This is a genomic window from Arthrobacter sp. B10-11 (assembly GCF_033142195.1).
GTDB classification, from domain to species: domain Bacteria; phylum Actinomycetota; class Actinomycetes; order Actinomycetales; family Micrococcaceae; genus Arthrobacter; species Arthrobacter oryzae_C.
Window position 1 is genome coordinate 608747 of record NZ_JAWMTH010000001.1, and the last position, 20921, is coordinate 629667.

Genomic DNA, 20921 nt, shown 5'->3' on the forward strand with positions numbered 1-20921 from the left:
GTGCCGGGGATCAGACCTTGGCGCGGGCGCGGTTGGCCTTGGCGCGCTCGTTGGTGTCCAGGATCACCTTTCGGATGCGGATGGACTCCGGGGTAACCTCAACGCACTCGTCCTCGCGGGCGAATTCGAGGGACTCTTCGAGGGTCAGGTCGCGCGGCGGCGTCAGGTTCTCGAAGGTGTCGGAAGAGGCTGCACGCATGTTGGTGAGCTTCTTTTCCTTGGTGATGTTGACGTCCATGTCGTCGGCGCGGGAGTTCTCGCCCACGATCATGCCTTCGTACACCTCGGAGGTCGGCTTCACAAAGAAGGAGCCGCGTTCCTGCAGGTTGATCATGGCGAACGGCGTCACAACACCGGCGCGGTCGGCGATCATCGAACCGTTGGTGCGGTATTCGATCGGGCCGGCCCAGGGCTCGTAGCCCTCGGAGATGGAGGCTGCGATGCCGGCGCCGCGGGTGTCCGTGAGGAACTTGGTGCGGAAACCGATCAGGCCACGGGCGGGAACGATGAACTCCATGCGGCACCAGCCGGTGCCGTGGTTGGCCATGTTGGTCATGCGGCCCTTGCGGGCTGCCATGAGCTGGGTGACGGCGCCGAGGTACTCTTCAGGCACGTCGATGGTCATGTGCTCCATCGGCTCGTGGATCTTGCCGTCGATGGTCTTGGTGACCACCTGCGGCTTGCCGACGGTCAGCTCGAAGCCTTCGCGGCGCATCTGCTCAACGAGGATGGCCAGGGCCAGCTCGCCACGGCCCTGTACTTCCCAGGCGTCGGGACGCTCGGTGGGGAGGACCTTGATGGAGACGTTACCGATCAGTTCCTTGTCCAGGCGGTCCTTCACCTGGCGGGCCGTGACCTTGGCGCCCTTGACCTTGCCGGCCAGCGGCGAGGTGTTGATACCGATGGTCATGGAGATCGCGGGATCGTCCACGGTGATCAGCGGCAGCGGCTGCGGGTTCTCGGCGTCTGTCAGGGTCTCACCGATGGTGATTTCCTCGATGCCGGCGACGGCCACGATCTCACCGGGGCCGGCGGACTCGGCCGGGACGCGGTCAAGGGCCTTGGTGGCCAGCAGCTCGGTGATTTTGACGTTCTTCAGTTCGCCGTTGGCGCGGGCCCATGCAACGGTCTGGCCCTTGCGGAGCGTGCCGTTGTAGATGCGCAGCAGCGCCAGGCGGCCCAGGAACGGGGAGGCGTCGAGGTTGGTCACGTGCGCCTGCAGGACGCCGTTGGGATCGTACGTCGGTGCCGGGATGTGCTCGATGATGGTCTTGAAGAGCGGTTCGAGGTCCTCGTTCTCCGGGGCCGTGCCGTCGGCAGGCTGTTCGAGGGAGGCGCGGCCAACCTTGGCTGCTGCGTAGACAACCGGAACTTCGAGGATCTTGTCCAGGTCCAGGTCGGGAACTTCGTCCGCGAGGTCGGAGGCCAGGCCAAGGAGCAGGTCCATGGACTCGTGGACAACTTCTTCGATCCGCGCGTCGGGGCGGTCGGTCTTGTTGACCAGCAGGATCACCGGCAGGTGCGCGGCGAGGGCCTTGCGGAGCACGAAACGGGTCTGGGGCAGGGGTCCCTCTGAAGCGTCGACGAGCAGCACAACGCCGTCAACCATGGACAGTCCGCGCTCCACCTCGCCGCCGAAGTCAGCGTGGCCCGGAGTGTCGATCACGTTGATGGTGATGGTCTCGCCCTGTGAGGACGGTCCGTTGTAGGCCACGGTGGTGTTCTTGGCCAGGATGGTGATGCCCTTTTCCCGCTCAAGGTCACCGGAGTCCATCACACGGTCTTCGAGGTGGTTGTGCTCGGCAAAGGAGTTGGTCTGCTTGAGCATGGCGTCGACCAGCGTGGTCTTGCCGTGGTCAACGTGGGCCACAATCGCGACGTTGCGCAGGTCACTGCGCGATGCAGTGGCTACCGCAGTGTTGGTGGTGGTTTCAGACATGCGTTATTGCTCGATTCAGTGGTGAAGTCAGCTGTGGTATCGCGACATTTCCAACCGGAACGCACGACGAGAAGACCCTTTGGCACAGGGCACCTGCTACCAGTCTAAGCGCTAGGTCATTTATTGGCCTAAAAACCCGAAACGGGCCCCTCCGCGCCCCCGTTACAGGATCGTCACCGGGATGGGATGAATAGTGCCTAAAGTTACTGGATATTCCTTGTGCTATGCCCCATCATTACGGGGTAACAGCAAGCACAGCCCGGAGACCATAGATGCGAATCGCCTCAGCTCTGACTCGCTTCGTCGCACCTGTGATCGCCACCGGCGTTCTAATGGCCGGCTGCGGGCAGGCCCCCCAGACACCAGATGCCGCCCCGGCGTCGTCGGTTCCCGCAGCATCCTCAGCATCGCAGCCGCCGGAACCGCCGGCCGCCAACGCCGCGCCCCGGAAGTCCGCGGCCGCCCCTGTTGCCGCCGAACCAGGCGCGCCGGTGGCCGCCGGCGCGGCACCCAAGGCACAGCTCGCGCCGGAGCCTGATCCGGCAACGATGGTTCCCGGGTCGACCTACCTTAACCCGGCGAACGGCCGCAATGAAGTCATCGTGGCGGACATCAGGCGGACAGCCGTCCTGATCGGGGACTCGCAGTCCGAGCCGGAAGCCGGCTGGCCACGCCAGGGGCTCGCCGCCATGGGCTACAACGTCTTCTTCTGCGGACGCGGCGGCACGGGCTTCGTTGCGGCGAACGGCAAGACCGGAAACTACATCGACGCGCTGCAGCGCGGCGACTGGAAACTCCCCTACGGTGCACCCGGACTCGTGGTCATCCAGGGCGGCGGAAACGATGCCGCCCGCGGAGCCACTGACGCCCAGATCGCGGCCAATGCCGAGCGCCTGATCTCGACACTCAAGCAGCGATACCCCGGATCCAAGTTCGCCATGATCGGCACCCTGGCCCGCGGCATCAACTACGGCGGCGGGCGCCGGTCGCAGGTCGATGCACTTCTCGGTACCGTGGCAGCCAAGCACGGCATTCCTTTCGTCAGTGTCGGAGACTGGCTGACGAAATACAACCTGGCCAAGGAACTTGCCGACGGCGTACACATGAACGACGTCGGCCACAAGGCGCTGGGCATGATCCTCGCCACCAGGCTGATGGAACTGGGACTCCAGGCTCCCGCCCGGCCGGCCACGTCCGTGCTGCCCGTGGGTTGACCGCCGATAAAAGGAGCCGGTCCCCGCCCCTGACGGGCGGAGGCCGGCTCCTTTTCTGCCTACCTATTCAAGGCAACGTGCTCAGGCAACTTCGGGCGGCAGCATCAGCCGGGCACCCGGGATGGCATTGAGCAGCGCCTTGGTGTACTCCCGCTGCGGCGCGTCGAAGACGTCGTCCGTTGAACCGGTTTCCACCAGCTTGCCCTTTTCCATCACACAAACGTGGTCCGCGATCTGACGGACCACGGCAAGGTCGTGGGTGATGAACAGGTACGTCAGTCCCAGCCTGGACTGAAGCTCGGCGAGGAGGTTCAGCACCTGCGCCTGGACCAGTACATCAAGTGCGGAGACCGCTTCGTCGCAGATGATCACTTCAGGGTCAAGCGCCAGTGCACGGGCGATGGCGACGCGCTGGCGCTGGCCGCCGGACAGCTCGTTGGGGTACCGCTGCATGGTGGACTGCGGCAGCGCCACCTGGTCCAGGAGCTCGCGGACCTTCTTCTCGCGGCTGGCCTTGTCACCGATCTTGTGCGTCCGCAGCGGTTCCTCGATGGTCCGGAAGATGTTGTACATCGGATCAAGCGAGCCGTAGGGGTCCTGGAAGATCGGCTGCACCCGGCGGCGGAAGGCAAAAATTTCCTTGTTGTTCAGCGTGGAGGTATCCACGCCGTCGAACACGATCTTGCCTGACGTCGGCTGCAGGAGGTTCAGCACCATCTGCGCCACGGTGGACTTGCCGGAACCCGACTCCCCCACGATCGCCGTCGTGGTTCCGCGTTTGACGCTGAACGAAACGTCGTCGACGGCGGTGAAGTCCGTGGACTTTCCGAAACCGGACCGCAGTTTGAACACCTTGCGGAGGTTCTGGATCTGCAGCACGTCTTCGGTCATGGTCGGCTCCACCACGATGTCCGCGCCGGAAGCCGTGCCCGGAGCAAGCAGCTCATCCGACTCGACGCCGAGCTCCTTGGCCACCTGGATGCGCCGTGAAGCCAGCGACGGCGCCGAGGCCACCAGGCGCTGAGTGTACGGGTGCTGCGGGTTCTGCAGCAGTTCCAGCGACGGACCCGCTTCCACCACGTTGCCCCGGTACATGACCACCACTTTGTCCGCACGTTCTGCGGCCAGGCCCAGGTCGTGCGTGATGAGGAGTACCGAGGTGCCCAGTTCCGAGGTCATCTGTTCAAGGTGATCGAGGATCTGGCGCTGCACCGTCACATCGAGGGCGGACGTGGGCTCGTCCGCGATGAGCAGCCGGGGCTGGCAGGAGAGGCCGATCGCGATCAGCGCCCGCTGGCGCATGCCGCCGGAGAACTCGTGCGGATACTGCTTCGCGCGCCGTTCCGCGTCGGGAAGACCTGCCTGGGCAAGCACCTTCGCAACGTCGGCCGGGCCGCTGGGCCGTCCGTTGGCACGCAGCGTTTCCTTGACCTGGTAGCCGATCTTCCATACCGGGTTGAGGTTGGACATCGGGTCCTGCGGGACCATGCCGATGGTGTTGCCGCGCAGCTCGATCATGCGCTTTTCAGGGGCCTGCGAAATGTCCTCGCCGTCCAGCAGGATCTGCCCGCCCGAGACCCGGCCGTTGCCGGGCAACAGGCCGATCGCGGCCAGCGCCGTCGTCGACTTTCCGGAGCCCGACTCCCCCACGATGGCGACGGTTTCGCCCGGCATGATGGTCAGGTGGGCGTTCCGGACGGCATGGACTTCGCCCGAGCCGGTCTGGAAGGAAATGGCGAGGTCGCGGATTTCCAGGAGCGGCTTTTCCGCCCGGCCGGTCTCGCTGATAATGACGTCGGAAGTTGTCATGGTTGCCTCGTTCATCGTTGGCGGCTCTTCGGGTCAAGGGCGTCGCGCAGGGCATCGCCGAGCATAATGAAGCTCAGGACGGTGACGGACAGCGCCATGGCCGGGTACAGCAGGATGGCCGGGTTGGTGCGGACGGACGACTTGGCGGCGGCGATGTCGTTACCCCAGGACATGATGCTCCCGGGCAGTCCGATGCCGATGAAGGACAGCGTCGCTTCCGCGACAATGAAGACGCCGAGCTCCATCGTGGCCAGGACGATGATCGGCGCGAGTGCGTTGGGCAGCACGTGCCGGATCAGTGAGCCGAGCCGCGAAACGCCCAGCGAACGCGCAGCGGTCACGAAGTCGGCATTGCGCACTTCGATCACCGCTCCGCGCGTAATGCGCGCCATCTGCGGCCAGCCCAGCACCACCAAAACCATGACCACGGTCCAGACGCCCCGGTTTTCACGCATGAACGGCAGCTGGGAAACCACCAGCGCGCCGAGGATGAGGGGCAGGGCGAAGAAGATGTCGCCGAGGCGGGCAATGACCGCGTCAATCCAGCCGCCGTAGAACCCAGCGAGGGCACCGAGCGTGACACCGATAATGAGGACGAACAGCACCGAGAAGACGCCGACCATCAGCGATGCCTGGGTCCCGTGGATGATCCGGGAATAGACGTCGCAGCCCTGGAAGGTGAAGCCAAGCGGATGCCCTGCCGCCGGGGCGCCGTCCGAATTCGCGAGCTGGCAGTTGTCATTCGGAGCCACCTGCGTGAACAGGCCCGGGAAGAGCGCCACAATGATGATCAGTGCGATCATCACGGCGGAAATAATGAACAGCGGACGACGGCGGAGCTTGCGCCAGGCATCTGCCCAGAGGCTCAGCGGTGCCTGGTCCGTTTTGAGCGAGTCCGTTGCGAGCAGAGGGGTCTCCTCCACGGGGGCAACGAAGTGCTCGATTTCGCGATTAGTTTTCATAGCGGATCCTTGGATCAAGCCAGGCGTACAGCAAATCGACCAGCAGGTTGGCAACGACGAAGACGAGCACCAGCACGCTGACAATCGCAACGACGGTGGGGCCTTCGCTGCGGATGACAGCCTGGAACAGCTTCTGGCCAACGCCGGGGACGTTGAAGATACTTTCCGTGACAATGGCCCCGCCCATCAGGCCGCCGAGGCTGGCGCCCAGGTAGGTGATGACCGGAATCATGGAGTTGCGCAGGATGTGGGTGACCACAACGCGGGGTCGTGACAGGCCCTTCGCGGTGGCGGTGCGCACATAGTCGGCGTTCATGTTTTCGATGACCGATGCGCGGGTGAGCCGGAGGACGTAGGCGAAGGAAACCAGTCCCAGCACGGTGGCCGGCAGGATCAGGTTGCCCCAGTCTGCGTTTGCGCCGACCGTGGGTTTGGCCCAGCCCAGCTGCACGCCGATCAGCAGCTGCAGGACGAAGCCGAGCACAAAGGTGGGAATTGCGATGACCACCAGGGATGCGACGAGCACCGTCGCATCAAAGATTTTTCCTTTGCGGAGTCCGGCAATGAGGCCGAAGGTCACACCGAAGACGGCCTGGATGACCAGGGCTTCAACGGCGAGCATGACGGTCACGGGGAAGATCCGGCCCAGGGATGCCGCAATGGGCTGGCCAGTGAAGTCGACGCCGAGGTTGAAGGTGAACAGGTTCTTGAGGAAGAGCCCGTACTGCACCCAGAACGGCTGGTCGAGGTTGTACTGCTGGCGGAGCTGAGCAATGACGGCTTCGCTGGGGGGACGGTCGCCGAACAGCGCCCGGATCGGGTCGCCGGGAAGGGCGAAGACCATGAAGTAGACGAGCAGCGTCGTTCCGATGAACACCGGAATGATCTGCAGCAGGCGCCGGAGGATGTACTGGATCACAGCAACTCCTCCTGGGCGTTGGTGGGGCTAAGGGGGATCATGTAGGACAGCTTTCGTGCCGGTTCCAAGGCTATGGGGGCCCGGCTTTGTGGCCGAACCCCCATGAGCTTTTGACGTGGATTTGTTCCGAAGACTACTTGGCGGTGATGGCCCAGTACTGCAGAACACCGTTCCAGCCAGCGTCAACGTTGCTGACGTTCTGGCTCCAGACGGCCTGGCGTGCGGAGTACCACAGCGGCAGGTTCGGGAGTTCCTCGAAGAGGATTTCCTGGGCCTCGGTGAACTTCTTGTTGGCGTCGTCCGTGGACTTGGCGCCGAGGCCTTCGGTGAGGAGCTTGTCGAACTCGGGGTTCGTGTAGCCCTCGTAGTTGGCGCTGGCGTCGGTCTTCAGGAGCGGGCCGAGGAAGTTGTACAGCGACGGGTAGTCTGCCTGCCAGCCGGCGCGGGTCAGGCCGGGAAGGCCCTTGGCGGTACGCAGCTTCAGGATTTCAGCGAACTTGGCGAACGGCTGGCCTTCGGCCTTGATTCCCAGGTTGTTCTTGAAGTTGTTGGCAACGGCGTCGATCCATTCCTTGTTGCCGCCGTCGGTGTTGTAGGCAAGCTGCAGGGTCTTGTCGGCCGGCCATGGGCTGATGGCGTCGGCCTGCGTCCACAGTTCCTTCGCCTTGGCGGCGTCGAACTTCAGGACCTCGGAGCCGGCAACATTCTCGTTGTAGCCGTCAACAGCCGGGGAGGTGAAGTCCTTGGCCGGGATGCGGGTGCCGGAGAAGATGACCTTGGTGATCTCTTCGCGGTTGATTGCCATGGACAGCGCCTGGCGGCGGAGCTTGCCTGCTTCGCCCTGGAACTCAGGGAGGTAACCCGGGATGTTCAGGGTGGAGTTGCCCGCATAGGGCTTGTTGAGGTGGTTCTCAGGGAAGTCCGTGGTGTAGGTCTTCAGGGCGTCCGTCGGCAGGACGTCGGTAACGTCGAGGTTGTTGCCCTGGATGTCCGTGTAGGCCGGAGCCGGGTCGGTGTAGAACTTGAAGGTCACGCCGCCGTTCCTGGCAGCACGCGCACCCTGGTAATCAGCGTTCTTGACCAGCTCGATCTGGCTGTCGTGCTGCCAGGCGCCTTCCTTGGCCATCTTGTACGGGCCGTTGCCAACCGGGTTCTCGCCGAACTTCTTCGGGTCCTTGATGGCATCTGCCGGCAGCGGCATGAAGGCGGAGTAGCCGAGGCGCAGCGGCCAGTCAGCTTCCGGCTGGGTCAGCTTGACCGTAATGGTGGAATCGTCCTTCAGGGCAAGGCCGGAGAGGGTTTCCGCGGTGGGGGCCGGGACGTCGGTGTCCTTGCCGTCCGCGCCCTTCTCCGTCTTGGTGGCGCTGACTGCGTCGTAGCCTTCGATGGATTCGAAGAAGCTGCTGTTGCTCTGGGCATTGGTGCTCAGGGCGGCAAAGTTCCAGGCGTCAACAAAGCTCTTGGCGGTGACTTCCTCGCCGTTGGTGAACTTGCTGCCGGACTTGACCTTGATGGTGTAGTTCTGGCCGTCCGGGGACTCGATGGACTCGGCCAGCGCGTTGACTGACTTGCCGCTGGGGTCGTAGCTCCGCAGGCCCTCGAACAGAAGCTCGACGACGCGGCCGCCGTAGACTTCGCCGGTATCGGCGGGCATCAGGGGCTTCTGCGGTTCATTGCTGTACGCGGTGATGACTTTGTTGGGGTCGCCGGCAGCCTGGCTGGCACCGTCAGTGGAGCCGCCTCCGGCGCCGCATCCGGTCAGGGCAAGGGCCGCGATGGCCACCATGCCCAGTGCTTTGGAAGTGCGCGAAAAACGCATTCCGCCTCCTATGAGTTGTGGGAGTTGAGTAGGGAAAGTCTTGTGCTTCCCCGCAGGCCGGGCACAGAGGTGTCCTGTGACGTGGCGTACATAAGTGAGTAGCCTAACCGCAAAATGTCCAGATATTGGAACTCTGTTGCCAAACTGTAACTCGGTCACAATTTGACCACTACCGTCAACACTGGAGTATTTCAAGTCACAGGTTACTCAGTGGTAGCCTACACCTGATGTGACGGACGCTACTCCACTCCACTCGCCAGCAACTGTGCCCGCAACTCCCTCCGCTCACGCTGTTTTTCGGGGTCCGGAAGGGGCACCGCGGCAAGAAGGCGCTGGGTGTAGGGTTCCTGCGGATTGCGCAGGATCTGGTCCCGGGTGCCCTGCTCAACGATCCTGCCCCGCTGCATCACGCAGATGTGGTCGGCCAGCACATCGACCACTGCCAGGTCATGGGTCACGAAGAGGCAGGCGAACCCGAGTTCTTTCTGGAGGTTCTGGAACAGTTCAAGCACTTTAGCCTGGACCGACACGTCAAGTGCCGACGTCGGTTCGTCGGCCACCATGAGCTTGGGTTTGAGCGACAGCGCCCGCGCGATGCCGACGCGCTGCTTCTGCCCGCCGGACAACTCATGCGGGTAACGGTTCCGGTAGCTCCGGGGCAGCTCAACCTGGTCCAGGAGGGCCTCGATCCGCTTCTGCAGGGCGCTTCCCTTGGCCTCCCCGGCGAGGAACATGGGTTCGCCGATGCTCTCGCCGATCGGAAGGCGCGGATTCAGCGACGACGACGGGTCCTGGAACACCATGCCGATGTGCCGGCGGACCTGGTGCAGCTGTTTGCCGTTTCTCCTGGCGCCGGAGATGTCCTGGCCAACTACCCGCATCGTGCCGCCGGCGACAGGAAGCAGGCCCACGGCCGCACGGCCAATGGTGGTCTTACCCGAGCCGGATTCGCCGACCAGCCCAACCACCTGGCCCGGATAGATCACGAGGTTTGCCCCCTCAACGGCCCTGAAGGCAGGCACACGGCCCTGTTTGGGATACTCAATGGCTACATCGGTAAGTTCAAGTACGGGTTCGCCCCGGGGCTGTTCCGCAGCCGCCGCAGCAGCAAGCGCCGCAGCGTTTTCCCGCTCGCGGCGGATCAGTTCCTCCGGATCCACCGATTCCAGTTCAGCGTGGGTGGCAGCGGCCAGGGCGGCGGTGACGTCCACTTCCTGCCCTTCCTCCGCACTGCCCTGGCCGAGGTGCGGCACCGCCGCCAGCAGTGCCTGCGTGTATTCGTGCCGGGGGTTGCGGAAGACCTGCTCCGCCGTTCCTGTTTCCACGATCAGTCCCTGCCGCATGACGGCGATCCGGTCTGCAAGGTCCGCCACCACACCCATGTCATGGGTGATAAGCACAATGGCGCTGTCCAGCTTGTTCCGCAGGTTGCGCATGAGGTCCAGGATCTCGGCCTGGACCGTCACGTCCAGGGCCGTGGTGGGCTCGTCGGCAATCAGCAGTTTGGGGTCGCAGGACAGCGACTGCGCAATCATCGCCCTTTGACGCTGGCCGCCGGACAACTGGTGCGGATAGGACTTGAATGCTTTCTCGGGGTCCGGGAGTTCCACGAGTTCCAGCATCCGCAGGGCGCGTTCCTTGGCCTGCTCCGGCGAGACTTCGTTATGCAGCCGCACCGTCTCCACGATCTGCGCCCCGACCGTGTACACAGGATTCAGAGCCGTCATGGGTTCCTGGAAGATCACGGCCACGTCCTTGCCGCGCACCTCCCGGATGTTGGCCGGACTGGCTCCGAGGAGCTCTTTTCCGGAAAGGCGGACGCTGCCGGACACCCGGCTGTTGCTGGGCAGGAGGCCCAGCAGCGCCATGGAACTGGCGCTCTTGCCGGAGCCGGACTCCCCCACGATGGCCAAGACTTCGCCTGCCCTGACTTCGTAATTCAGGCCGATGGCGGCTGGCACCCACTTCTTGTCCACGCCGAAGTCGACGCTGAGGTCGCGGACCTCCAGGACAACTGCTCCCTTGGCCGGATCCTGTGCCGGGGCACTGGCCTGGTTCGGGGTGATGTTGTCAGTCATGACGGGTTCCCTTCCGCCCGGGCCGCGGCTGCACGGGAGATTAGTGCTGCGGCCTGGAATCCTGAATTATTAGGGGCATGAGCAGTGTGCCGCACGCCGGAAATGTTGAAGTCTTCAAAGCCAGCACGAACAAGTGGTTCGCCTGGCTTTCCTGGCTCGTCGCAGCCCTGGGCCTCGTGGTCACTGCGGCGGCCGGCGGGCCGGCCGCCCTTCTGGGTGCGGGCCCGCTGCTGCTGATCGGCTTTCTCGGCTGGCTGCTGTTCTGGATGCCTTCCGTGGTGGTCCACGACGGCGGCATCACGTTGGAGAATCCGTTCCGGTCCGTTGATGTGCCGTGGGCGGCCCTGGTTAATGTTGACACCCGGTACGCCCTGACCCTCGTTACTCCGGCCAGGAACTATGTCTCCTGGGCCGCACCGGCGCCGGGAATCTGGGGCGGCCGGAACGCCCGCCCTGAGGACCTCAAGGGACTTCCGTCCGCAACATATGGACCAGGGAAGTCCGTTCGCCCGGGTGACCTGAAGACCACCGACTCCGGCCAGGCGGCCCGGCTCGTTCGCGGGCGCTGGGAGGCATTGGTCGAAGCGGGTGCCGTGGACGCCGGCAACGCTGAAACAACGGCTGTCAGGGTGACGTTCCGGTGGACGGCACTGGCCGCCACCGCCGTCCTCCTGGCGGCCAGCTACTGGGGTGTCGCAGTTCCCTAGGGCCGATGCCTGATAAGAGCGCATTCAGTCGCCTGCGGGCTCGTCGGCTGCGGCGGCCGGAGTCCTGCGCGGTTCACCGGACTGCCGGGTCTCCTTGGCCTTCTTGGCGTTGAACTTCTTCTGCCTCGGGTCGAATGCATCCCGCAATCCGTCGCCGATGAAGTTGATGCTGAGGCAGATCAGGACAATGAAGAGGCCCGGGAACCAGAACAACCAGGGCCGCGTGGCGAATGCTTCCTGGTTTTGTGAAATGAGCAGGCCCAGGGAAGTGTCCGGGGATTTCACGCCGACGCCCAGGTAGCTCAGGGCCGTCTCCAGGAGGATCGCGGCGGACATGGTCAGGGTCACGTTAACGATCAGCACGCCGATGGCGTTGGGCAGGATGTGCTTGAAAATGATCCGTGAGTTGCTTGCGCCCGAGATGCGTGCCGCATCAACGAACTCCCGCTCACGCAGGGTGAGGAACTCTCCACGCATCAGCCGGGCGAGGCCGACCCAACTGACGAGGCCCAGGAAGATGCCGAGGATCAAAATGCCGTTGCTGGCCGCGAAGCCGGAAAACCAGCCTCCCTGGTCCCGGCGGTTGACACTCTGGGCCACGACGGCGGCGAGCAGCAGTACGGGGATGATGATGATGACGTCGGTGATCCGCATCAGGATGGCTTCCACCCAGCCGCGGAAGTATCCGGAAAGTCCGCCCACCACGGTGCCCAGCAGGCCGGCGATGGTGCCGATCAGGAGCATGATGGTGATGGATTGCTGGGCTCCGCGCATGGTCATGGCGAAAAGGTCGCGCCCGATCCGGTCCTGCCCGAACGGGTGCTCGCCCCAGGCCGGCGGCAACAGCGATGCGGTTGGAACGCCGTCGTTGACAAGCGGCGAGACGTCCAGGTGGTCGTATTTCCACCAGCCCGGGATCCCGGCCCAGCCCACGGAGGTGAAGGCCATGAGGAAGATGACGGCGAAAATGAACAGGCCGGCGATGGCTCCGCTGTGTCCGAGGAACCGCTTACGGACAATTTGCCCCTGGCTCAGTCCTTTCGCTTCGGGCTGGAGGGGTGCGCCCGGGGGCCGGGGGTGCGAGTGTTCGGCGAGGAATTCTTCCTGCTGGGTGGGCTGGCTCATGCCTTAATCCTTACGCGGGGATCGAGTGCGGAATACGCAAGGTCTGCTATCAGGTTGAACACCATCGCGGTGACCGCCACGCAGACGAAGACGCCCATGACGGGATTCGGGTCAGTGTGCATGATTCCGTCCAGGAACAGGAACCCCATGCCGCGCACGGAGAACACGGTTTCCGTGATGACGGCCCCGCCGATGAGCGCCCCGATATCAAACGCCACGATCGTTGCAATCGGAATCAGCGCGTTGCGGAATGCATGGCCCATCACCACGGACCGTTCGGAAAGACCCTTGGCCCGGGCTGTCCTGATGTAATCCATGTTCATGATTTCCAGCATGGAGGACCTGGTGAACCGCGTGTAGCTTGCCAGTGAAACAAGGATGAGGGCCATGGTGGGCAGAATCAGGTGCGTAAAGGTGTCCAGGGTCAGGATCCAGAAATCGCCCTGGATATTGGGGGTGCCTGCCCCGATGGTGGCGATGGGCCTGCCGCGCACCCTGCTGTTGCTGAAGTAGCTGGGCCAGGCCTGCATGAAGCGGTCCATCAGGATAAGTCCGCCCACCAGGAAGGCGGTAATTCCGGCAGCCCGCATGGACTGGCCACGGTCGTAGCCTCCCATCAGGTAGCCCGTTCCTACGCCCACGCCGATTGTCGCGACGGCCAGGAGCACGATCATGAGCGCTGTCGCCTGGTTCAGGAGCGGCTGGACGGCGAAGTACGCAACCAGTCCGATCCCCACCACGATGAGCGATGCCTGTAGCGCCTTCCTGTTCTTCAGCCCGGCCACCAAGAGCGTCACAGCGAAGGCAAGGCCGACACCGGCAATCGCAATGACCACCGGGCCAAGGCCGGGATTCCGGAACCACTGGACAATGGAGAAGTAGATGAGGATGAGGCTGACCGCGAGGAACACTATGCCGCCAGACACGAGCCGGCGGCGCGCCGCGCCGCCCACGGCTACGGCAACGATCAGGCCGGCGACGGCGCCGATGCCAAGAGCCACCGGCAGCGGAATTTCGGGATTGCGGAGGAAATCGTTGAATCCGATGGCTCCGTACTCCTTCAGCAGCACCGCGACCCAGAAGATGGGCAGGGAGAAGAACAGGAACGCCATGAAGGTCACGCCATAGTCCAACGCACTGTACTGCCGCAGTGCCGTGATGATGCCGAGGGCAATGCCGATAAGAATGGCCAGTATCGTGGCCCCGGTGACGAGTGTGAGTGTCTGCACCAGCGCGAAGCCCAGGGCTTCGGTAATCGGCTGGCCGGCGATGTTCTTGCCCAGGTCGCAGGTACCGCCGAAGGGAACCAGGCACCTGGCTGCTCCGCCAAGCCACTTGAAGTACCGGAGCGGTGCCGGGGTATCCAGGTCAAGGAGCTGGCTGCGTGAATCCATGAGCTGTTGTTTGTTCGGGGCGCTGCTGGCGCGGAACTCCTCCAGTGGATCCCCTGACGACGCTGTCAGGAGGTACACGAGGAATGATGCCCCGAGAAGTATGAGTGCGGCCGTAATCAGCCGCCGGACGATGTACGTCACCATGGTGGGAAGCCTCTATATCCGGGCCGGGATCTCACCGGGCCCATCGCAGAATCAGTCCGGCTTCCCGCATGAGGTGGGCGGAAGCCGGCAGAATGCCGGTGGTGCCGGAGAAGGCGCCGGGACGTTGGTGCATGTGTCCCGGCGCCTTCTCCTGCTGTTCACTCGCTGAGCGGGGGCTTTACTTCTCAGCCCACTCCCAGAAGTTCCACCAGACACCGGTCTGGTTCGGCATGAACTTCACGCCCGTGATGCGGTCGCTGTAGGCGTCCACTCCTACGGACTGGAAGAGCGGAAGGCCGTAAGCGGACTCCCAGATCTTCTTGTCGATCTGCGTAATCAGCTCGTCCTGCTTGCTGCGGTCGGTGGTGACGATCAGCTCATCCATCAGCTTGTCGGCTTCCGGATCGCTGAACAGGTTGAAGTTGGAACCGTTGCCGCTGCGGAAGATCTGCGGCACGCCGGATACACCGACGCCCGGGTTGATCCAGCCGAAGATGGTGGCATCGTAGCTGCCGTCGCCCAGGGCCTTGCCCCAGTCGGAGGCACCCAGTCCGCCGTCAACGATCTTGAAGCCGGCCTTGGTGGCAGATTCGCGGATCAGGGAGAAGGCGTCAACGCGGTTGGGGTTGTCCTTGTTGTACATGATCCGGACCTCGGGAGTCTTGCCGGCAAGGAGTGCCTTGGCGCCGTCAATGTCCACGTCCTGGTATGCCGAAGAACCGTTGTTCTTTGCGGATTCCTCATAGGCTGCCTGGGCCGGCACGAAGAGCTGCGAGTCGAGCGGCTTGGCTTCCGGATCGAGCTTCTTCACGATCTTGTCGACGATGTCCTTGCGCGGGACCGTCTTCATGAATGCTTCGCGGACGCTCTTCTCGGCGAACGGGCCCGAGTAGTTCAGGTCGATGTGGTCGTAGGAGAGCTGGTTGCCCTGTTCCACAGTGACGCCCTGGCTCTCAAGCGCCTTCAGCTGCTCGATGGTGTCTGCCGAGGCCTGCGGAGCGATGATGTCAGCTTCGCCGTTCTTCAGTGCCTGGACCTGCGCCGGAGCGGAACCGATGTAGCGGACCGTGATCTCGTCCAGGCTCGCTTCCGGGCCCCAGTTGTAGTCCTTGTTGCGGACCATGGTCAGCGACTGGTCCTGGGTGATGCTCTTGACGATGTAGGGGCCGTTGGACAGGAAAAGGCTGGGATCGGAAGGCAGGGTCTTCGTGTCGAAGCCGGTGTTCCAAAGGTCAGCCATGGCCTTCAGCTTCTCGTCGGCGGGCTTCGGCGCCTTGGCATCGCCCTTCGGCTTTTCCTTCAGGTAGTCCACCAATGCCTTGGCGTCAGTGAGACCGGCACCCTTGGCAAGGACATGCGCCGCAATGTCGATGCCCGGACCGCCGAGGACGGTTTCCCAGTCAGCGAACGGCTTTGAGTACTTGATGGTCATGGAGCGGTTGTCGTCACCGAGCTCGGGGAAATCAGTGAGTTTGAGTCCGGTGGGGTCGCCGGCGTAGGAGAAGTACTGCGTACCCGTCTTCGCCTCCGAGTCGACGTCATCGTAGTACCCCGAGAATGCTGCCCACTGCAGCAGGAGGTCAGCCGCCGTCACCGGAGTGCCGTCGGACCATTTCACGCCCTCATTGATGGTGTACTTCACCGTCAGCGGGTCATCGGAAGTCTTTTCCATCTTGCCGAACTTCTCGTTGCGCACAACGTTCAGCTGGTTGTCGATGTAGTAGAAACCCGAGTGGGTGGCATAGCTGATCTTCGAGTTGATGTCCGTGTTGCCATCGGCAGTATTCGGGTTGAACGTGTTGAACGCGTTCACCTCGACCACCGTGGCTGAACCACCCTGTTTGCCGGCAGTAGCGCTTGACGGGGTTGTCCCGCCGCTGTTGCCGGCGCAGGCGCTGAGAGCTAGCGCGGCTGCAGCCGCGACGCCTACCGCTTTGGAAATACGACCTAAGCGCATTCCGCCTCCTATGTTTCTGTGGTGTTGAAAAGACCGCCGCTGTAGGCGCCGGCCAGACCGCCCATTCCCCCAGTGAGAATGTGGCTCGTCTCACATGAGCAGTAGCCTAGACCCGAAAAGAATGCCCATGGGACCAAAGTTGCCCATGGGTAAAGGTTGTTACCGAGCTGCAACAAAGTACCTCCGGAACCGTTTTCATCAGGGGTGAAGGACGAGGCGCAAAAGCAGTCCGGAACCTGTCCTATGACGAACGAAAGCCCCGATTCCGAGGAATCGGGGCTTTCACAGTTTGGCTTTCACAGTTTGCTTAGTCGCTGGCTGTGGCCGGTGCTAGACGTTGAAGCGGAACTCCACGACGTCGCCGTCGGCCATGACATATTCCTTGCCTTCGATCCTGACCTTGCCCCGGGCCTTTGCCTCAGCCATGGAACCGGCCTCGATGAGGTCGTCGAAAGAAACAACTTCGGCCTTGATGAAACCGCGCTGGAAATCCGAGTGGATGACGCCGGCGGCCTGCGGGGCGGTGTCCCCCTGGTGGATGGTCCAGGCACGGGTTTCCTTGGGACCGGCGGTGAGGTAGGTCTGCAGTCCCAGCGTGTGGAAGCCGACGCGCGCCAGCTGGTCGAGGCCCGACTCGTCCTGGCCGTTCATCTCCAGCATCTCGCGGGCTTCTTCCTCGTCCAGTTCCACGAGGTCGGATTCCAGCTTGGCGTCCAGGAAGACGGCGTCCGCCGGAGCAACCATGGCGCGCAGTTCTTCCTGCTTCTCGGGGTTGCCCAGAATTCCTTCGTCCGAGTTGAAGACGTAGATGAAGGGCTTGGCCGTCAGCAGGCCGAGCTCCTTGAGGTGCTCCATCTCGAGCTTGTCGCTCTTGATCGAGGAGAAGATGGTGTCGCCGCGTTCGAGCACGGTCTGCGCCGCCTTGATGGCTGCGAGTTCTGCGGCGTCGCGCTTCTTGATCTTGACTTCTTTTTCGATCCGCGGAATGGCGTTTTCGATCGTCTGAAGGTCAGCCAGGATCAGTTCGGTGTTGATGGTCTCCATGTCGGAGCGGGGATCCACCTTGCCGTCAACGTGGATGACGTCCGGGTCATCGAACACGCGGACAACCTGCGCGATGGCCTCGGCTTCACGGATGTTTGCGAGGAACTTGTTGCCCAGGCCTTCGCCCTCCGATGCGCCCTTGACGATCCCGGCGATGTCGACGAACGACACCGGAGCAGGCAGCAGGCGCTGCGATCCGAAGACGGCGGCCAGTTTGGCAAGCCGCGGGTCCGGGAGGTTGACCACGCCGACGTTCGGCTCAATCGTGGCGAACGGATAGTTCGCCGCGAGCACCTGGTTGCGGGTCAGTGCGTTGAAAAGGGTTGATTTGCCGACGTTGGGCAGTCCGACGATGCCAATAGTAAGAGCCACGAGCACTAATTCTACCGGTAATCGGGCCCGCGCCTTATCTGCCGCCTGGTGTGCAGTGCGTCTGCGCAAAAAATGTCAGAGGCCCGTGCCACAGTGAACCCATGGACGCTTTTGCACTGATACTTGCCCTGTTAATGCTGATTCTCGGCGCCGTGATCGGCGCCGCCTGCAGTTATGTGGTCCTCCGACGGCGGAGCGTGGCCCTGGAGCAGGATTTCGACGGCGTCTCGGCCCGCCTTTCGGAGGTCAGCGCCCAGTTCGCGGCGGCCGACGCCGAGCGACGCCTTCTGGCGGTCCAGAACCGGGAGCTGGGCGAGTCACGCAACCAGGACGGCAGCGTTCTCCGGGCCCTTGCTCCTGTGGCGGAGAAGCTCACCGCAGTGCAGCAGCAGGTGTCCCTGCTCGAACGCGACCGCCTGGAACAATACGGACAGCTGGCACAGCAACTGCAGGAGGCCCGCCTCTCCGACGAGCAGCTTCTCCGCTCCACCCATGCACTGGAGTCCGCCCTGCGGTCCAACAGCGCCCGCGGCCAGTGGGGCGAAGTCCAGCTGCGGCGGGTTGTGGAGGCCGCCGGCATGCTCCGCCACGTAGATTTCCACGAGCAGCACCACAGCGCCGGTGCAGGCGCCGCCGTACGGCCGGACCTCGTGGTGCAACTTCCGGGGCAGAAGCAACTGGTGGTCGATGCAAAGGTGCCCCTGGCGTCCTACCTTGAGGCCCAGGATCTGGGGACTCCGGCGGGACGCCAGCAGCACGGGCACTCGCTCAACGGCCAGAATGCGTTGCTGGCAGCACATGCCAAGGCCCTCAAGGCCCACGTGGACGCCCTGAGCAACAAGAAGTACTGGGACATTCCCGGCAATTCGCCGGAACTCGTGATCTGCTTCCTGCCGGCAGAGTCCATCCTGGCGGCCGCGCTGGCGGCGGACCCCGGCCTCCTGGACTACGCGCTGACCAAGAACGTCGTGCTGGCGTCCCCTGGCACCCTGCTGGCCGTTTTAAAGTCCGTGGCATTCACCTGGCGCCAGGACGTGCTGACAGACAGTGCCCGGGAGTTGTTCGAGCTGGCGCGGCAACTCTACGAGCGCATGGGAACGCTCGGCGAAAACGTGACCAAGCTGGGGTCGTCTCTTAAGACGTCCGTGGACCGTTACAACTCGATGGTGGGGACACTGGAAGCACGTGTCCTTCCCACGGCACGAAAGCTCAACGCGCTTGAAGCGGAGGGACTGGTGACGCCGCCTGCGATCGACGTGACGCCCCGGTCGGTGGCTGCGCCGGAACTCCAGTCCGAGGAGTCAGCCGCGTAACCCGCAGCCGGCGGCAGTCAGACCCGCGCCCCGCGCCCGCCCAGGGCGCGGGTCACATCGCCGGATTTCTTCAGCGTTGCGCGAAGCTCCTTGGGAAGCGAAAAGAGCAGGTCTTCCTCGGCCGTGACCACTTCTTCCACGGCGCCGTAGCCGTAGTCGGCGAGGAGCCTAAGCACATCCTTCACTAGCACCTCCGGAACGGACGCACCGGACGTCACGCCGACTGTGGCGACGCCCTCGAACCAGGTCTCGTCCACTTCGTTGGCGAAGTCGACGCGGTACGAGGCCTTGGCCCCGTATTCCAAGGCAACCTCCACGAGACGGACGGAGTTGGAGGAGTTGGCGGAGCCCACCACAATAACCAGGTCGGCCTGCGGGGAGATCTTCTTGATGGCCACCTGGCGGTTGGTGGTGGCATAGCAGATGTCGTCGCTGGGCGGATCCTGCAGCGTCGGAAAGCGTTCCTTCAGCAGCCGGACCGTTTCCATCGTTTCATCCACGCTCAGTGTGGTCTGCGAAAGCCAGATGACCTTTTCCGGATCCCGGACCGTCACCTTGTCCACTTCGTGCGGGCCGTTGATGATCTGGATGTGCTCCGGTGCCTCCCCGGCAGTTCCTTCAACTTCCTCGTGGCCGTCATGGCCGATCAGGAGGATGTCGAAGTCGTCCTTCGCGAAACGGACAGCTTCCCGGTGCACCTTGGTCACCAGCGGGCACGTCGCATCAATGGTGCGCAGCCCGCGGTCCTCTGCGGACTGCACCACGGCCGGCGATACCCCGTGGGCCGAGAAGATCACCAGGGCGCCTTCGGGGACCTCATCGGTCTCATCTACGAAGATGGCGCCCTTTTCCTCGAGCGAGCTCACGACGTGGACGTTGTGGACGATCTGCTTACGCACGTAGACAGGCGGACCGTAGTGTTCCAGTGCCTTCTCCACCGCGATGACGGCCCGGTCCACTCCGGCGCAGTAGCCGCGGGGAGCCGCGAGCAGCACCTTTTTGGGACCTGACACCGGGGCCGCAGCCAGCACGTCCTCAGGCGAACGGCGCCTGCGTGGAATTGAAGGCATGGGGATGGAGACAGCTGAGGAGGTCATTGTTCAATGCTACCGGGAACGCAGGTCGCCGCTTGTGCGGCCCGCAACGGCGCCGGCAACAACGCGGAGAATGACGCCCGCCACGATGAGGACTGCACCGGCAACAAGGGTTGCCACGATCCACTGTCCGAACCGCTCGGACGATGCCGCCACGAATTCGCTCTTGAAGATGTCGGCCACCTCGTTGCCGCTGGCCGTCCCGCCCACCGCGAGGCCCGCCGCGTCGGAGCCGAGTTTCCAGACTGCCGCCAGCACCAGCGCTCCGAGCCCCGTGCCCACGAGCACAGTCCAGCGCCGACGTGCGGCAATGAGGGCCAGCAGAAGGGCGATCGCCGAGCCGGCCGCCAGGGCATACCCCATGGGGGCATAGGCCGAAACCTGGTCCACGAGCTGGCGCTGGCTCGGTTGCCCGATGTCGATGAGCGTCTGGTCCGGTGCGTCCAGCGGAACGTTGGTTGCCTCGGAGATCTGCCGGGTCAGCAGCCCCACCAAAGGCGCCACATCCAGCGTGAGGGACGTCGATGGTTCAGTCTCCGGGGTTGCGGCCCCGGGCGCCGGGAAATTGAGCCGGTGGCTCTTCCTCAGCGTTTCCTCCCACGCCGCCGGATATCCGGGGAGCGTGATCAGTGAGCTGGCGGCAGAGTCAAGGATCGGCTGGACAAGTTCCGCGAACGGTTCAGGAATCCCCGCTGCCGGATCAATGCTGCCGACCGCTGCCGAAGCCAGTCGTTCCTGGAAGACGGTGTCTTTGCCCAGCGGGGCGGCGAGGGAAACAAAGCCGTCCTCCTGCACAATGTTCCGGTCCACCCAGATAGCCGGAACGGAGACTGCGGCCAGCAGCAGTCCAAGGATGACGGCGGCAGCTGAGACAAAAGTGCGCAAGGGATTCCTCGGTTGTGGTTGGCGGTACTGCCATCCTAGGGGTGCCGGCCGGGAAGCAAAAAATGTCAGCCGGCAGTGGTAGAGCTATGGATAGAGTTGATTCGGTTTGGTGCCATTCCGCTTTGGTGTCACGCCGTTTTGCACTG

The 20921-nt window shown here is 63.6% G+C and carries 15 protein-coding genes; 3 read left to right on the top strand and 12 right to left on the bottom strand.

The window, feature by feature from the left end:
* Positions 1 to 10 precede the first annotated feature (10 nt).
* Positions 11 to 1939, bottom strand: a complete 1929-nt coding sequence (typA, locus tag RW112_RS02870) for a translational GTPase TypA (protein WP_317780334.1) — start codon at positions 1937 to 1939, stop codon at positions 11 to 13.
* A 272-nt stretch (positions 1940 to 2211) separates the two neighbouring features.
* On the opposite strand from typA, the gene RW112_RS02875 reads away from it, so the two are divergent.
* Positions 2212 to 3153: an SGNH/GDSL hydrolase family protein gene (locus RW112_RS02875; protein ID WP_317780335.1), complete on the top strand. Its 942-nt coding sequence runs from the start codon at positions 2212 to 2214 to the stop codon at positions 3151 to 3153.
* Between the two features lie 81 nt (positions 3154 to 3234).
* Here the strand turns inward: RW112_RS02875 and RW112_RS02880 are convergent, their stop codons facing one another.
* The 5 genes from RW112_RS02880 to RW112_RS02900 all read right to left on the bottom strand — a co-directional run bounded on the left by RW112_RS02880 (position 3235) and on the right by RW112_RS02900 (position 10740).
* The gene (locus RW112_RS02880; protein ID WP_317780336.1) at positions 3235 to 4962 is read right to left on the bottom strand and encodes an ABC transporter ATP-binding protein; all 1728 of its coding nucleotides are present in this window, start codon (positions 4960 to 4962) and stop codon (positions 3235 to 3237) included.
* An 11-nt stretch (positions 4963 to 4973) separates the two neighbouring features.
* A complete protein-coding gene (locus RW112_RS02885; RefSeq protein WP_317780337.1) occupies positions 4974 to 5924 on the bottom strand; it encodes an ABC transporter permease in 951 nt (316 codons plus the stop codon).
* Positions 5914 to 6843, bottom strand: coding sequence for an ABC transporter permease (locus RW112_RS02890; protein WP_305941679.1), 930 nt, complete (start codon positions 6841 to 6843; stop codon positions 5914 to 5916). The genes RW112_RS02885 and RW112_RS02890 overlap by 11 nt, the downstream gene beginning before the upstream one ends.
* A gap of 133 nt (positions 6844 to 6976) precedes the next feature.
* Positions 6977 to 8662, bottom strand: a complete 1686-nt coding sequence (locus tag RW112_RS02895; RefSeq protein ID WP_317780338.1) for an ABC transporter substrate-binding protein — start codon at positions 8660 to 8662, stop codon at positions 6977 to 6979.
* Positions 8663 to 8901: 239 nt separating this feature from the next.
* Positions 8902 to 10740 (bottom strand): ABC transporter ATP-binding protein, encoded by a 1839-nt coding sequence (locus RW112_RS02900; RefSeq protein ID WP_317780339.1) that lies wholly within the window; start codon positions 10738 to 10740, stop codon positions 8902 to 8904.
* Positions 10741 to 10817: 77 nt separating this feature from the next.
* On the opposite strand from RW112_RS02900, the gene RW112_RS02905 reads away from it, so the two are divergent.
* The gene (locus RW112_RS02905) at positions 10818 to 11447 is read left to right on the top strand and encodes a PH domain-containing protein (protein WP_317780340.1); all 630 of its coding nucleotides are present in this window, start codon (positions 10818 to 10820) and stop codon (positions 11445 to 11447) included.
* A 24-nt stretch (positions 11448 to 11471) separates the two neighbouring features.
* On the opposite strand, the gene RW112_RS02910 is transcribed toward RW112_RS02905, so the two are convergent.
* From RW112_RS02910 to ychF, 4 genes are all read right to left on the bottom strand, one after another.
* Entirely contained in the window at positions 11472 to 12572 is a 1101-nt protein-coding gene (locus tag RW112_RS02910; protein WP_317780341.1) for an ABC transporter permease, read from the bottom strand.
* Positions 12569 to 14110, bottom strand: coding sequence for an ABC transporter permease (locus tag RW112_RS02915; RefSeq protein ID WP_317780342.1), 1542 nt, complete (start codon positions 14108 to 14110; stop codon positions 12569 to 12571). Before RW112_RS02915 ends, RW112_RS02910 begins: the two co-directional genes overlap by 4 nt.
* A gap of 178 nt (positions 14111 to 14288) precedes the next feature.
* A complete protein-coding gene (locus tag RW112_RS02920) occupies positions 14289 to 16067 on the bottom strand; it encodes an ABC transporter family substrate-binding protein (RefSeq protein WP_317780343.1) in 1779 nt (592 codons plus the stop codon).
* Positions 16068 to 16397: 330 nt separating this feature from the next.
* Positions 16398 to 17483 (bottom strand): redox-regulated ATPase YchF, encoded by a 1086-nt coding sequence (gene ychF / locus RW112_RS02925; RefSeq protein ID WP_305941686.1) that lies wholly within the window; start codon positions 17481 to 17483, stop codon positions 16398 to 16400.
* A 101-nt stretch (positions 17484 to 17584) separates the two neighbouring features.
* Here ychF and RW112_RS02930 point away from each other — a divergent pair, with 101 nt between their 5' ends.
* Positions 17585 to 18796, top strand: coding sequence for a DNA recombination protein RmuC (locus tag RW112_RS02930; protein WP_317780344.1), 1212 nt, complete (start codon positions 17585 to 17587; stop codon positions 18794 to 18796).
* A gap of 17 nt (positions 18797 to 18813) precedes the next feature.
* Here the strand turns inward: RW112_RS02930 and RW112_RS02935 are convergent, their stop codons facing one another.
* Together RW112_RS02935 and RW112_RS02940 are read right to left on the bottom strand one after the other, a co-directional pair.
* Entirely contained in the window at positions 18814 to 19893 is a 1080-nt protein-coding gene (locus RW112_RS02935; RefSeq protein ID WP_317780345.1) for a 4-hydroxy-3-methylbut-2-enyl diphosphate reductase, read from the bottom strand.
* A 9-nt stretch (positions 19894 to 19902) separates the two neighbouring features.
* The gene (locus tag RW112_RS02940; RefSeq protein ID WP_317780346.1) at positions 19903 to 20775 is read right to left on the bottom strand and encodes a hypothetical protein; all 873 of its coding nucleotides are present in this window, start codon (positions 20773 to 20775) and stop codon (positions 19903 to 19905) included.
* Positions 20776 to 20921 lie beyond the last annotated feature (146 nt).

Excerpts from the sequence above, each read along its gene's own strand:
- typA (WP_317780334.1), bottom strand. The coding sequence starts at position 1,939 with ATGTCTGAAACCACCACCAACACTGCGGTAGCCACTGCATCGCGCAGT.
- RW112_RS02875 (WP_317780335.1), top strand. The coding sequence starts at position 2,212 with ATGCGAATCGCCTCAGCTCTGACTCGCTTCGTCGCACCTGTGATCGCC.
- RW112_RS02880 (WP_317780336.1), bottom strand. The coding sequence starts at position 4,962 with ATGACAACTTCCGACGTCATTATCAGCGAGACCGGCCGGGCGGAAAAG.
- RW112_RS02885 (WP_317780337.1), bottom strand. The coding sequence starts at position 5,924 with ATGAAAACTAATCGCGAAATCGAGCACTTCGTTGCCCCCGTGGAGGAG.
- RW112_RS02895 (WP_317780338.1), bottom strand. The coding sequence starts at position 8,662 with ATGCGTTTTTCGCGCACTTCCAAAGCACTGGGCATGGTGGCCATCGCG.
- RW112_RS02900 (WP_317780339.1), bottom strand. The coding sequence starts at position 10,740 with ATGACTGACAACATCACCCCGAACCAGGCCAGTGCCCCGGCACAGGAT.
- RW112_RS02905 (WP_317780340.1), top strand. The coding sequence starts at position 10,818 with ATGAGCAGTGTGCCGCACGCCGGAAATGTTGAAGTCTTCAAAGCCAGC.
- RW112_RS02910 (WP_317780341.1), bottom strand. The coding sequence starts at position 12,572 with ATGAGCCAGCCCACCCAGCAGGAAGAATTCCTCGCCGAACACTCGCAC.
- RW112_RS02915 (WP_317780342.1), bottom strand. The coding sequence starts at position 14,110 with ATGGTGACGTACATCGTCCGGCGGCTGATTACGGCCGCACTCATACTT.
- RW112_RS02920 (WP_317780343.1), bottom strand. The coding sequence starts at position 16,067 with ATGCGCTTAGGTCGTATTTCCAAAGCGGTAGGCGTCGCGGCTGCAGCC.
- RW112_RS02930 (WP_317780344.1), top strand. The coding sequence starts at position 17,585 with ATGGACGCTTTTGCACTGATACTTGCCCTGTTAATGCTGATTCTCGGC.
- RW112_RS02935 (WP_317780345.1), bottom strand. The coding sequence starts at position 19,893 with ATGACCTCCTCAGCTGTCTCCATCCCCATGCCTTCAATTCCACGCAGG.